The organism is Streptomyces guryensis (assembly GCF_021261325.1).
Classification (GTDB): domain Bacteria; phylum Actinomycetota; class Actinomycetes; order Streptomycetales; family Streptomycetaceae; genus Streptomyces; species Streptomyces guryensis.
Genome location: NZ_JAJSBI010000013.1, coordinates 98,588 through 111,224, shown reverse-complemented (window position 1 = coordinate 111,224; position 12,637 = coordinate 98,588). Strand labels below are relative to the sequence as shown.

The window sequence follows — 12,637 nt, the reverse complement described above, 5'->3', positions numbered from 1 at the left end:
CGGTCAGCCCAGCGGGTGTGCCGCCAGCAGGTCGCCCAGGGCCTCCTCGTGCGCCGCAGGCGGGCCCAGCTGCAGCTCCAGGTGCTTGGCCCAGGCGTGGTAGCGGTGCAGCGGGTACTCGACGTCCGCCCCGAACCCGCCGTGCAGATGCTGTGCCGTCTGCACGACCCGCCGTACGCCCTCCGACGCCCAGATCTTGGCGACGGCGACGTCACCGGAGGCGGGCAGTACGCCGGGTGCCCCCGAGGCGATCCGCCACGCGGCCTGCCACAGGGTGGCCTCCATCGCGCGCAGGTCGATGTAACGGTCGGCGGCCTGCACGGCGACGGCCTGGAAGGTGGCGACGGGGTATCCGAACTGCTCCCGTTTCCCGGTGTATTCACTGGTCATCGCGAGGACCCGTTCGCCGAGGCCCAGGGCCAGCGCGCACGTCCCTGTGGTCAGCAGTTCGCGCAGCCACTCCCAGGCGCCGTCGGCTTCGACGACGTCGCGGGCCGCGATCCGTACGGAATCCAGGCGCAGTTCGCCGAGCCGCTCGCCCGTGGTGGAGACCTGCTCGCCGAGAACGACGCCTTGGTGGATGCGGGGGACCACGGCGAGGAGGGTGCGGTCGGAGGTCGTGTCGGAGGTCGTATGGGCCGGCACGACGACGAGGTCCGCGGTGTGCGCCCACGGCACGGCGGTCTGCACCCCGTCCAGGACCCACTCGGCGCCCTCCTGCCGTGCGGTCACGGCGAGTTCGGCCGGGTCGTGGCCGGTACGGCCGTTCGCGGCGACGGTCAGCACCGCCTCGCCCCGCCCCGCGCGGGTGAGCAGCGCCGACTTCAACTCCTCGCCTCCGTATGCCTGTACGGCCGCGGCGGCCGCACTGGTCTCCAGCAGCGGCACACGCGCCAGGACCCTGGCCGACTCCCGCAGCACCAGGCAGAGCGCGATGGCGTCCAGGCCCGCCCCGCCGAACTCCGCGTCCAGCAGCAGGCTCAGCAGGTCCGCCTCCGCGAGCCTGGTCCACAGCGCGCGGTCGAAGTCCTCGGCGACGGCGCCGGGGACGAGGGAGGGGCTGGGCACCGTGTCCGGCTCGACCCCGGCGAACACACCCCGTGCCGCCTCGGCCGCCGCCTGCTGCTCCTCGGTGAAGGTGAAGTCCACGGTCCTTGTCCCTCCGGAGGGTCCGCTGATCTGACGGACCGTCAAGATAGAACAAGTTCTAGAAGAAGGGAACGGTCCGCCGACCCGGAACGCCCCGCTCTCGCTTCAGCGGTCGAAGTCCAGCTCCACCTTCTCCGTCACCGGATGCGACTGGCATGCCAGCACGTATCCCGCCTCCGTCTCCTCCGGTTCCAGCGCGAAGTTGCGGTCCATGCGCACCTCGCCGGTGACCAGGAAGGCCCGGCAGGTGCCGCACACCCCGCCCTTGCAGGCGTAGGGCGCGTCGGGCCGGTTGCGCAGGACCGTCTCCAGCAGGGACTCGCCCTCCTGCACGGGCCAGGTGCCGCCGCGGCCGTCGAGCCGGGCGGTGACCGTGCTGTGCGCGGGGGCGGCCGCGGCGGGCATGGGGGCGGCCGCCTCCACGTGGAAGATCTCCTCGTGGATGCGCGTACGCGCCACACCGAGGCCGCGCAGGGCCCGCTCGGCCCCTTGCACCAGCCCGAACGGCCCGCACAGGAACCATCCCGCCACCTGCCCCACCGGCAGCAGCGCCGGCAGCAGCCCGGTCAGCCGCTCCTGGTCGAGCCGCCCGGACGGCAGCCCCGCCTGCTGTTCCTCCCGGGACAGCACCGTCACCAGCTGCAGCCGCCCCGGATACCGGTCCTTCAGATCGGCGACCTCGTCCAGGAACATCGTCGAGGCGGCCGTACGGTCGCCGCGTATCAGACAGAACCGGGCCCCCGGCTCGCGTGCCAGCAGTGTCGAGACGATCGACAGCACCGGGGTGATGCCGCTGCCGCCGACGACGGCCGCGTACAGGCCGGGCGCGGGGTCGAGGGTGAAGCGGCCGGCCGGGGTCATCACCTCCAGCTCGTCGCCGACGTTGATCTCCTTGAGCGCGTAGGTCGAGAAGGCTCCGCCCTCGACCAGCCGCACGCCGACCCGCAGGGTGCGAGGGCCCGCGCCGTCGGGGGCCGGTGCCGGGGAGCAGATGGAGTACGTGCGCCGTATCTCCGCTCCGTCGACCAGGCGCCGCAGGGCGAGGTGCTGGCCCGGGGCGTGCCGGTATTCCTCGCGCAGCTCCTGGGGCACGGTGAGGGTGAGGGCCACGGAGTCGTCGGTGAGCCGGTCGACCGCCGCCACCCGGAGCGTGTGGAAGCGGGCCATCACAGCTCCTTGAAGTGGTCGAAGGGTTCACGGCAGGCCAGGCAGCGCCGCAGGGCCTTGCAGGCGGTGGAGGAGAAGCGGCTGAGCAGCTCCGTGTCGGTGCTGCCGCAGTGCGGGCAGGGCACCGGCTCCAGCGTGCGGGTCGGGCCCAGCGATACGGGGACCGGTCCGGACGCCTCTCGCACGCGTGGGGGCGCTATCCCGAACTCCCGCAGTTTGCGCCGCCCTTCGGCGGTGATGTCGTCGGTCGACCAGGCGGGCCGCAGCACCGTGCGGACGGTGACGTCCCGCATGCCGTGCGCGTGCAGTACGCGCTCGATGTCCAGGGACATCGCCTCGATGGCCGGGCAGCCGGTGTATGTCGGCGTCAGCTCGACCTCGACCGACTCTGCGCCGCGCACATGCACCGCGCGCAGGACGCCCAGCTCCTGGAGGGTGAGCACGGGCAGCTCGGGGTCGGGCACCGAACCGGCGATCTCGAGCAGTGCCGACTCCAGGGCGGTGGTCGTCGTCACCATGACGCCCCCGGGTGGCTGCGGTGCAGGTGCTGCATCTCGGCGAGCATCCGGCCGAAGGACTCGGTGTGCACGCCCTGGCGGCCCGCGCCGGCCGACCATGCCCCGGTGCGCGGCCCCTCCGGTACCGTCAGGGTCGCCCGGTGCAGCACGGCCCGGACGGACTCCAGCCAGGCCGTCTCCATCCCGGCCAGGTCCACGTCCAGTCCGTCCACCGGCTGGAACATCTCGCCGGTGAACCGCCACAGGGCCGTGCACGCGCGCTGCATGCGCTCGTGGCCGGTCTCCGTCCCGTCACCGAGGCGCAGGGTCCACTGCTCGGCGTGGTCGCGGTGGTAGGCGACCTCCTTGACGGCCTTTGCGGCCAGGTCTGCGAAAGGGCCGTCCGTGGCGGCAAGTCCGGCATACAGCAGGTGCTGGTAGGTGGAGAAGTAGAGCTGGCGGGCGATGGTGTGGGCGAAGTCGCCGTTCGGCTGTTCCACCAGCTGGAGGTTGCGGAAGGCGCGCTCCTCGCGCAGATATGCCAGCTCGTCCTCGTCGCCCGCCGTGGACAGCAGCACGCGGGCCTGGCCCAGCAGGTCCAGCGCGATGTTGGCGAGGGCGACCTCCTCCTCCAGGACGGGCGCGTGGCCCGCCCATTCGCCGAGCCGGTGCGAGAGCACCAGGGCGTCGTCGCCGAGGGCGAGGGCGGCGGTTGCAGAGACTGTCGTCGTCACAGGTGCTTCACCCCCTCCGGGATCTCGTAGAACGTCGGGTGCCGGTACGGCTTGTCGGCGGCCGGTTCGAAGAACGGGTCCTTCTCGTCCGGGGAGGAAGCGGTGATCGCGGACGACGGGACGACCCAGATCGAGACGCCCTCGCCGCGTCGGGTGTACAGGTCGCGGGCGTTGCGCAGGGCGAACTCCGCGTCCGGCGCGTGCAGGCTGCCGGCGTGGGTGTGCGAGAGGCCGCGGCGCGAGCGCACGAAGACCTCCCACAGGGGCCAGTCGGTGTTCGTCATGCTCGCGTCGCTCCTGTCTCGCCGGGCTTGCTCGCCCCATCGGTCCTGCTCGTGTGCCTGGCCGCGTAGGCGGCGGCCGACTCCCGTACCCAGGCGCCTTCTTCGTGGGCGCGCCTGCGCTGGGTGAGCCGCTGCTCGTTGCACGGGCCGTTGCCCTTGAGGACTTCCTTGAACTCCGTCCAGTCGATTGGGCCGAAGTCGTAGTGGCCCCGCTCCTCGTTCCACCTCAGGTCCGGGTCGGGGAGGGTGAGGCCCAGTGACTCTGCCTGCGGGACGCAGATGTCGACGAAGCGCTGGCGCAGCTCGTCGTTCGAATGCCGCTTGATCTTCCACGTCATCGACTGCGCGGAGTGCGCCGACTCGTCGTCGGGCGGACCGAACATCATCAGGGACGGCCACCACCAGCGGTTCACCGCGTCCTGCGCCATCGCGTGCTGTTCCGGGGTGCCGCGACCGAGGGCCAGCAGCAGCTCGTACCCCTGGCGCTGGTGGAAGGACTCCTCCTTGCAGATGCGGACCATCGCGCGTGCGTACGGTCCGTAGGAGCAGCGGCACAGCGGGACCTGGTTGGTGATCGCGGCGCCGTCCACCAGCCAGCCGATCGCGCCGACGTCCGCCCAGGTCAGCGTCGGGTAGTTGAAGATCGAGGAGTACTTCTGGCGGCCGGAGTGGAGCTTGTCCAGCAGCTCGTCGCGGCTGGTGCCGAGGGTCTCGGCCGCGCTGTACAGATAGAGCCCGTGTCCGGCCTCGTCCTGCACCTTGGCCATCAGGATCGCCTTGCGGCGCAGGGAGGGTGCGCGGGTGATCCAGTTGGCCTCCGGCTGCATGCCGATGATCTCGGAATGGGCGTGCTGCGCCATCTGCCGGACCAGCGTCGCGCGATAGGCGTCGGGCATCCAGTCGCGCGGCTCTATGCGCTCGTCGGCGGCCACGGCGGCGTCGAAGGCTCGCTCGTACGCACCGGTGTCGGCGGTGTCTTCCGTGGTGCCGTACGCCTGGTGCGCGGCTGCTGTCGCCATGCGGTCCCCCTCGACCTGGGCCCTGTCCGGAGCTGGCTCCCGACCGATCGTTCGGTTCGTGCGATTCCATGGTGGGACGAGCGCCGTAAGGTGTCAACCGCTGTGGATAACTTGCGGGCGTGTCCTGTGGACAAACCGGGCGACCTCTGCGTAGGCCGCGGCGGGGTCGGCCCGACAGGGGCTGTGCCGCGCGGCCGGGCCTGAGTACCGTGCCCGTGCGAGTGCGGTGGCGCGGTGCGCACAGGCGGTACGGCGCCCCGCGGCCGGGGGGCCGTAAGACGGACCGGGATCGGGAGACGGGGCGGAATGGACGTGTACGGCACAGACTCGGATGCCCGGCACGGGCCGGACGGGCCGGGCAGGCCGGGCGGCGCGCCCGTGCCGGCCGGCTCGCCCGCCCTGGACACGTCGTCCGTGCCGGACAGCCCGCCCGAGCCGGACAGCCTGCCCGAGCCGGACAGTCCGCCCGAGCCGGCCGGACCGGCCCGGACGGCCGATCCGCAGCACGACGCCCCACCGGTCGACGCCGGACTCGATCCCGGCGCTGCCGCCTTCCCGGTCGCTCCCGCTCCCGGCTCGTACGCCGCCCCCCGTACCGGTGTGGCCGCCCTCTCCCTGCGCTACCAGATCGGCGCCGCGCTGGCGCTCGCCGTAGTCGCCGTCGTCGTCTGTGTGCACGTCGGCATGGTCTTTCTGCACGTCGCGCCGTCGAACACACTGACGAAGGTGCACGGCAGGGCGATCGACGACTGGATCTACCCGGAGTTCGAGCAGAACTGGAAGCTCTTCGCGCCGGACCCGCTGCAGCAGAACATCGCCGTCCAGGTCCGCGCCGAGGTGCAGGAGAAGAACGGCGAGGTGCGGACCACCGGCTGGTACGACCTGTCCGCCCAGGACGGGCGGGCCATCGACGGCAATCTGCTGCCCAGCCACACCGAGCAGAACGAGCTGCGCCGGGCCTGGGACTTCTTCGTCGCCACGCACGACGGCAACAACCGTCCGGCGGGGCTGCGCGGTGCCCTCTCCGAGACGTATCTGCGGCGCATAGTGGTGCTCCGCCTGGGTCGCGACGACGCGGCCGGCAAGGGCGGGACCATCGATCAGGTCCAGGTCCGTTCCCGCACCACCAACGTGCCCCCGCCGAAGTGGAGCACCGAGAAGATCTCGGACAAACCCATGGACCGCGTGCTGCCCTGGTGGCCGGTCACGGCCGCCGACACCGACGGAGGCGCCCGGTGAACCGCTTCGCCCTGTCGGTCTCCTCCGCCATCGCCCGCATCACGGAATCGGCGCTCGGCCCCTACCAGAGCGCCGTGATCCGGATCGGCTTCAGCGCGACCTGGCTGCTGTTCCTGCTCCGCGAGATTCCCCATCGTGAGGAGCTGTACGGGCCCGGCAGCCCCTGGAGCTGGGACCTCGCCCAGCAGCTGATCGCTTCCAACAGTGCCTTCACGGCCCTGATGTGGTCGGATGGCCGGGGCTGGTTCGAGTTCGTGTACGCGCTCGCCGCCCTGTCGAGCTTCCTGCTGCTGCTCGGCTGGCGCACCCGCACCATGTCCGTGCTGTTCATGATCGGTGTGCTCTCGCTGCAGAACCGCAGCGTCTTCATGGGGGACGGCGGCGACAACGTCCTGCACCTGATGTCCGTGTACCTCGTGTTCACGCGCTGCGGCCAGGTCTGGTCGCTGGACGCGCGCCGGGCAGAGCGCGCGCGCCGGGCACGCGCGCGTGGACAGCTCGTTTCCGACCGGGTGGGCCCGGCTCTGTGGGCCGTCCTCGGGGTCGCGCTGGTCGCGGTGACCTTCGGCGGGCGGTTCGGCGGTGCCGACTGGACCGTGCCCGTGATCCTTTGGGGCGTCTGGCTCGCGCAGGCCCTGTGGTGGCTGGCCGGGCGCCGGGCGAAGAGCGGGGAGCCCAGGATCCTGCTGGACGTCGTCGCCAACATCGTGCACAACGGCGCCCTGTTCGTGATCATGACCGAGGCCTGTCTGATCTACGCGACGGCCGGCTGGTACAAGATCCAGGGCTCGCGCTGGCAGGACGGCACCGCGGTCTACTACCCCCTCCACCTCGACTACTTCTCGCCCTGGCCCGGGCTCGCCGACCTGCTGTCGTCCAGCGGCACGATGGTGATGCTCGTGACGTACGGGACGGTCATCGTGCAGGTCGCCTTCCCGTTCACGCTGTTCAACCGGCGGGTCAAGAACGTCCTGCTGGCGGCCATGATGACCGAGCACGCCGTGATCGCCGTCGTGCTCGGCCTGCCGTTCTTCTCGCTGGCGATGATCGCGACGGACGCGGTCTTCCTGCCGACGTCGCTGCTGCACAGGATCGGCGGCTGGGCGGCACGCGCGCGTGGCCGCGTCCTCGCCCGCGGCGGCCGTTCGACGCCGGCCGTGCCGCGCGCCCCGGAGAGCCCAGAACCCACGCAGGTGAGTTCCACGGCGTGAGCCCTGAGCACCTGCACACCCGCTCCGGCGCGTGAGCCCTGGTCTCCCGCGCACGTAGGCTGCACGCCATGACCGCCCCCACCCCCGACCCCGTGACTGCCTGGCGCCGGCTCGCCGCCGGCTGCGTGCTGCTCGACGGTTTCCACGCCCTCAAGCACGCCGTCCGCTTCGGAGCCGAGGTCCCGGTGGCGGTCACCGCCGACCGGCGGGCGGCGCTCGCCCTCGCCGACGAGCTCGCCCCCGACGTGCGGGACACGCTGGCCGAACTTCTCACCGAGGTGCCGGAGCGGGTGTACCTGAGCCTGGTGCCGCGCCCCCATCCCACCGCCGTCGCTGCCCTGGCCGTACGACCGTCCCGCGCGGCCCATCTGGAGAAGCTCGCGCACGCCCCCCGCACCGCACCCGTGGTGGTCCTCGACAACCCGCGCAACCTCGGCAACGCGGGTGCCGTGATCCGTCTGGCCGCCGGGTTCGGTGCGACCGGCGTGGTCACCACCGGCACGCTCGACCCGTGGCACCCCACGGTCGTGCGCGGCGGCGCGGGACTGCACTTCGCGACCGCCGTGGAACGGCTCGCCGTCGACGAGCTGCCCGCGGGCCCGCTGTTCGCCCTCGACCCGGAGGGCGACGACATCCGGGGCGTCAAGCTCCCTGACGACGCCGTCCTCGCGTTCGGCTCCGAGCGCAGCGGCCTGTCCGCCGTACTGCGCGCGCGTACCGACCACCTGCTGTCGCTGCCGATGCGCCCCCAGGTCTCCAGCTACAACCTCGCCACCAGTGTGGCCATGACGCTGTACCACTGGAGCGCCACAGGGGGCGCGACCAGCTCCTAGGTCCGCCTAGGCCTCCTTGCGCACCTCGACCACCCGGAACCGATTGGCGACGAACGCCCCATCACACAATGCCGAGTTGGCCGCCGGGTTGCCCCCGGACCCGTGGAAGTCCGAGAACGCGGCCGTCTGGTTGACGTACACCCCGCCCGTGAGGTTCAGAGACAGCTGCGCGGCCTCCTCCAGGCAGACCTCCTGGACCGCCTGCTCGACCTCCTCGTCGGTCGTGTAAGCGCCGACCGTCATCGCGCCCTTCTCGCGGATCGTGCGGCGCAGCAGCTCCGCCGCGTCCGCCGCCGAGTCGACCGCGACGGCGAAGGAGACCGGGCCGAAGCACTCGCTCATGTATGCGGCCTCGTCGTCCGGCTTGGCGCCGTCCAGCTTCACGATCACGGGCGTGCGCACGACCGCGTCCGGGAACTCGGGGTTGCTGATCTCCCTTGACGCCAGGGCGACTTCGCCGAGACCGGCGGCCGCCTCCAGGCGTGCCTTGACGTCCGGGTTGACGATCGCGCCGAGCAGAGCGTTCGCGCGCGCGTCGTCGCCGAGGAGGCCGTCGACCGAGCGGGCGAGGTCGGCGACCACCTCGTCGAAGGTCTTGGGGCCCTCGTCGGTGCGGATTCCGTCCCGGGGGATCAGCAGGTTCTGCGGGGTCGTGCACATCTGGCCGCTGTACAGGGAGAGCGAGAACGCCAGGTTGGAGAGCATGCCCTTGTAGTTCGCGGCCGAGTCCACGAGGACCGTGTTGACGCCGGCCTTCTCCGTGTAGACCTGCGCCTGGCGGGCGTTGGCCTCCAGCCAGTCGCCGAACGCCGTCGAGCCCGTGTAGTCGATGATCCGGATCTCCGGGCGCGTGGCCAGCGTCTTCGCGATGCCCTCGCCGGGCCGCTCGGCGGCCAGTGCCACCAGGTTCGGGTCGAAGCCGGCCTCGGCGAGGACCTGGCGCGCGACCTGCACGGTGAGCGCGAGGGGCAGCACCGCGCGCGGGTGGGGCTTCACCAGGACCGCGTTGCCGGTGGCGAGGGACGCGAACAGGCCCGGGTAGCCGTTCCACGTCGGGAAGGTGTTGCAGCCGATCAGCAGGGCGATACCGCGCGGGACCGCCGTGAACTGCTTGTTGAGCGCCAGCGGGTCGCGCTTGCCCTGGGGCTTGGTCCACTCCGCGGTGTCGGGGGTGCGGACCTGCTCCACATACGCGTACGCCACCGCCTCCAGGCCGCGGTCCTGGGCGTGCGGGCCGCCCGCCTGGAACGCCATCATGAACGCCTGGCCGGAGGTGTGCATGACCGCGTGCGCGAACTCGTGTGTCCGGTCGCTGATCCGCTTGAGGATCTCCAGGCACACCACCGCGCGCGTCTCCGCGCCGGCGTCGCGCCACGCGCGCTGGCCGGCCTTCATGGCGGGCAGCAGCTCGTCGACGTCCGCGTGCGGGTAGGTCACGCCCAGCTCGATGCCGTACGGGGAGACCTCGGCGCCCACCCAGTCGTCCGTGCCGGGCTGGCCGAGGTCGAGGCGGGTGCCCAGGAGGGCGTCGAAGGCGGCCTTGCCCGCCGCCATGTCCAGGCTGCCGTTCTCGCCGTACGCCTTGGGGTGTTCGGGGTGCGGGGACCAGTACGCGCGCGTGCGGATCGCTTCCAGCGCCTGGTCGAGGGTGGGCCGGTGCTTGGCGATCAGCTCGCGGGTGGTCAGTTCGGCGGCCATGCGGGACCAACTCCTCGTCTTGAGAACTCTTCGTCGAGCTCATGACCTGGCAGAAACATGGGCAGGAACAGCCGGTCAGAGTTAGAGTAACCGAACGATCGGTCGGGACAAGGGGGCCTGCCGCATCTGTGGAAAACGCCGTGCGGGAGGATCGCGCACATGACAGCACTCGACCTCAGCAGCCCCGTGGCCGTCGTCGGCACCGGCACCATGGGCCAGGGCATCGCCCAGGTCGCGCTGGTCGCAGGCCATCGCGTCAGGCTCTACGACGCCGCTGACGGGCGCGCCCGGGGAGCGGCCGCGGCGATCGGCGCCCGCCTCGACCGGCTCGTCGAGAAGAACCGGCTCACGGCCGCCGACCGGGATGCGGCACGCGAGCGTCTGCTGCCCGCCGAGAGCCTCTCCGACCTCGCGGACTGCTCCCTGGTCATGGAGGCCGTCCTGGAGCAGCTGGACGCCAAACAGGCCCTGTTCCGCGAGCTGGAGGACATCGTCGGCGAGGACTGTCTGCTCGCGACCAACACCTCCTCGCTGTCCGTCACCGCCATCGGCGGTGCCCTGCGCAACCCCGGCCGCTTCGTCGGCCTGCACTTCTTCAACCCCGCGCCGCTGCTCCCCCTCGTCGAGGTCGTCTCCGGGTTCGCCACCGACGTCTCGTCGGCCACGCGCGCGTACGAGATGGCGCGCGCCTGGGGCAAGAAGCCGGTCGCCTGTGCCGACACCCCCGGCTTCATCGTCAACCGCATCGCCCGGCCCTTCTACGCCGAGGCCTTCGCCGTGTACGAGGCGCAGGGCGCCGACCCCGCCACCATCGACGCGGTCCTGCGCGAGTCGGGCGGCTTCAGGATGGGCGCCTTCGAGCTGACCGACCTCATCGGGCAGGACGTCAACGAGTCCGTCACCCTCTCCGTGTGGCGGTCCTTCTTCCAGGACGTGCGCTTCACGCCCTCACTCGCCCAGCAGCGCCTGGTCGAGTCGGGCCGGCTCGGCCGCAAGAGCGGACAGGGCTGGTACGAGTACGGGGACGGCGCCGAGCCCTCCGAGCCGCACACCGCGGAGCCCGCACAGCAGCCCGCGTACGTCGTCGTCGAGGGCGACCTGGGCCCCGCCTCCGAGCTGCTCGCGCTGATCCGCGAGGCGGGCATCGCCGTGCGCGAGGAGGAAGAGGACCACGGCACCCGCCTGGTGCTGCCGAGCGGCGGCCAGCTGGCGCTCGCCGACGGCCAGACCTCGGTCGAGTTCCGCGACGTCGTCTACTTCGACCTCGCCCTCGACTACCGCCGGGCCACCCGTATCGCCCTGTCCGCCTCCCAGGACACCTCGCCGGGGACCCTCGCCGAGGCCATCGGCCTCTTCCAGGCGCTCGGCAAGGACGTCAGCGTCATCGGTGACGTCCCCGGCATGATCGTCGCCCGCACGGTCGCCCGGATCATCGACCTCGCGCACGATGCCGTCGCCAAGGGCGTGGCCACCGAGGAGGACATCGACACGGCGATGCGTCTGGGCGTCAACTACCCGCTGGGCCCCTTCGAGTGGAGCCGCAAACTCGGCCGGAACTGGGCCTACGCCCTCCTGGACGACCTGCACCTGCGCGACCCCTCCGGCCGCTACGCGCCGTCCCTGGCGCTGTACCGGCACGCGTACGCCTCCGACAAGCGGGAGGGCAGTCAGTCATGACCACCGCCAAGCGCGACACGTACACCCCGGAGACGCTGCTGTCCGTCGCCGTCCAGGTCTTCAACGAGCGCGGCTACGACGGCACCTCCATGGAGCACCTCTCCAAGGCGGCGGGCATCTCCAAGTCGTCGATCTACCACCACGTGGCCGGCAAGGAGGAGCTGCTGCGCCGGGCCGTCAGCCGGGCGCTCGACGGGCTCTTCGGGATTCTCGACGAGGAGCACGCGCGCGTGGGGCACGCCGCCGAGCGCCTCGAGTACGTCGTGCGGCGCATGGTCGAGGTGCTGATCGGCGAACTTCCGTACGTGACGCTGCTGCTGCGGGTGCGCGGCAACACGGGCACCGAGCGGTGGGCCCTGGAGCGGCGCCGCGACTTCGACCACCAGGTGGCCGAGCTGCTCAAGGCGGCGGTCGCCGACGGGGACGTGCGCGGTGACGTGGAGGTGCGGCTCGCGACCAGGCTCGTCTTCGGGATGATCAACTCGATCGTCGAGTGGTACCGGCCCGACGGACGGGGCATGAGCGAGCGCGAAGTGGGCGACGCTGTCGTGCAGTTGGTCTTCAGTGGGCTCCGCAAGGAGGCCTGAGATGCCTCGCGGGGCTCAGCCCTGCGGCTCCAGGTCTTCCTCCTCGAACACCAGCAGCGTGCGCGTGCTGAGCACCTCGGGCATCGCCTGCAGCCGGGTCAGCACCAGCTCGCGCAGCGCCTTGTTGTCCGGTGTGTGCACCAGCAGCAGCACGTCGAAATCGCCGCCCACCAGGGCGATGTGGGAGGCACCGGGCAGCTGTCTGAGCTGCTCGCGCACTGTGCGCCAGGAGTTCTGGACGATCTTCAGGGTGATGTACGCCGAGGTGCCCTGACCCGCGCGCTCGTGGTTGACGCGGGCCCCGAAGCCGCGGATGACACCGTCCTCGATGAGGCGGTTGATCCGCGCGTAGGCGTTGGCACGTGAGACATGCACCCGTTCCGCGACCGATCTTATGGATGCGCGGCCGTCCGCCTGGAGCATCTGGAGGATGTCCAGATCGATGGAGTCGAGGGGCCGCGCCGACGGCAGGGGACTCCCGCCTTCCGGCCCTTCGGCCATTTGTTCAGGTGCCATGTCCCCCCGCCTCCCTACCATGGACG

13 protein-coding genes are annotated in these 12,637 nt (G+C 71.5%); 5 read left to right on the top strand and 8 right to left on the bottom strand.

What is annotated here, in order from left to right:
- Window positions 1-3 precede the first annotated feature (3 nt).
- From LJ657_RS25440 to paaA, 6 genes are all read right to left on the bottom strand, one after another.
- Window positions 4-1,149, bottom strand: coding sequence for an acyl-CoA dehydrogenase family protein (locus LJ657_RS25440; RefSeq protein WP_232651068.1), 1,146 nt, complete (start codon window positions 1,147-1,149; stop codon window positions 4-6).
- 105 nt (window positions 1,150-1,254) lie between these two features.
- Window positions 1,255-2,316 carry a 2Fe-2S iron-sulfur cluster-binding protein gene (locus tag LJ657_RS25435; protein WP_232651067.1) on the bottom strand — a complete coding sequence of 354 codons (1,062 nt, stop codon included), beginning with the start codon at window positions 2,314-2,316 and terminating at the stop codon, window positions 1,255-1,257.
- A complete protein-coding gene (gene paaD / locus LJ657_RS25430; protein WP_372487970.1) occupies window positions 2,316-2,831 on the bottom strand; it encodes a 1,2-phenylacetyl-CoA epoxidase subunit PaaD in 516 nt (171 codons plus the stop codon). Before paaD ends, LJ657_RS25435 begins: the two co-directional genes overlap by 1 nt.
- Complete coding sequence (gene paaC, locus LJ657_RS25425; RefSeq protein ID WP_232651065.1) at window positions 2,828-3,547, bottom strand: 1,2-phenylacetyl-CoA epoxidase subunit PaaC; 720 nt, start codon at window positions 3,545-3,547, stop codon at window positions 2,828-2,830. The genes paaD and paaC overlap by 4 nt, the downstream gene beginning before the upstream one ends.
- Entirely contained in the window at window positions 3,544-3,831 is a 288-nt protein-coding gene (gene paaB / locus LJ657_RS25420; protein WP_057606276.1) for a 1,2-phenylacetyl-CoA epoxidase subunit PaaB, read from the bottom strand. Before paaB ends, paaC begins: the two co-directional genes overlap by 4 nt.
- Window positions 3,828-4,850 (bottom strand): 1,2-phenylacetyl-CoA epoxidase subunit PaaA, encoded by a 1,023-nt coding sequence (gene paaA / locus LJ657_RS25415; protein ID WP_232651064.1) that lies wholly within the window; start codon window positions 4,848-4,850, stop codon window positions 3,828-3,830. The genes paaB and paaA overlap by 4 nt, the downstream gene beginning before the upstream one ends.
- A gap of 306 nt (window positions 4,851-5,156) precedes the next feature.
- Between paaA and LJ657_RS25410 the strand changes: the two genes are divergently transcribed.
- The 3 genes from LJ657_RS25410 (at window position 5,157) to LJ657_RS25400 (ending at window position 8,133) form a co-directional block, all read left to right on the top strand.
- On the top strand, window positions 5,157-6,089 hold the full coding sequence (locus LJ657_RS25410) for a DUF5819 family protein (RefSeq protein WP_232651063.1): 933 nt from the start codon (window positions 5,157-5,159) through the stop codon (window positions 6,087-6,089).
- Window positions 6,086-7,300 (top strand): HTTM domain-containing protein, encoded by a 1,215-nt coding sequence (locus tag LJ657_RS25405; RefSeq protein WP_232651062.1) that lies wholly within the window; start codon window positions 6,086-6,088, stop codon window positions 7,298-7,300. Before LJ657_RS25410 ends, LJ657_RS25405 begins: the two co-directional genes overlap by 4 nt.
- A gap of 68 nt (window positions 7,301-7,368) precedes the next feature.
- Window positions 7,369-8,133 (top strand): TrmH family RNA methyltransferase, encoded by a 765-nt coding sequence (locus LJ657_RS25400; RefSeq protein WP_232651061.1) that lies wholly within the window; start codon window positions 7,369-7,371, stop codon window positions 8,131-8,133.
- Window positions 8,134-8,139: 6 nt separating this feature from the next.
- On the opposite strand, the gene paaN is transcribed toward LJ657_RS25400, so the two are convergent.
- The gene (gene paaN / locus LJ657_RS25395; RefSeq protein WP_232651060.1) at window positions 8,140-9,831 is read right to left on the bottom strand and encodes a phenylacetic acid degradation protein PaaN; all 1,692 of its coding nucleotides are present in this window, start codon (window positions 9,829-9,831) and stop codon (window positions 8,140-8,142) included.
- Window positions 9,832-9,990: 159 nt separating this feature from the next.
- Between paaN and LJ657_RS25390 the strand changes: the two genes are divergently transcribed.
- Both LJ657_RS25390 and LJ657_RS25385 read left to right on the top strand, forming a co-directional pair.
- The gene (locus LJ657_RS25390) at window positions 9,991-11,508 is read left to right on the top strand and encodes a 3-hydroxyacyl-CoA dehydrogenase (protein WP_232651059.1); all 1,518 of its coding nucleotides are present in this window, start codon (window positions 9,991-9,993) and stop codon (window positions 11,506-11,508) included.
- The gene (locus LJ657_RS25385; RefSeq protein ID WP_232651058.1) at window positions 11,505-12,095 is read left to right on the top strand and encodes a TetR/AcrR family transcriptional regulator; all 591 of its coding nucleotides are present in this window, start codon (window positions 11,505-11,507) and stop codon (window positions 12,093-12,095) included. Before LJ657_RS25390 ends, LJ657_RS25385 begins: the two co-directional genes overlap by 4 nt.
- A 15-nt stretch (window positions 12,096-12,110) precedes the next feature.
- Here the strand turns inward: LJ657_RS25385 and LJ657_RS25380 are convergent, their stop codons facing one another.
- Window positions 12,111-12,596: an Lrp/AsnC family transcriptional regulator gene (locus tag LJ657_RS25380; protein ID WP_232651183.1), complete on the bottom strand. Its 486-nt coding sequence runs from the start codon at window positions 12,594-12,596 to the stop codon at window positions 12,111-12,113.
- Window positions 12,597-12,637: the final 41 nt, after the last annotated feature.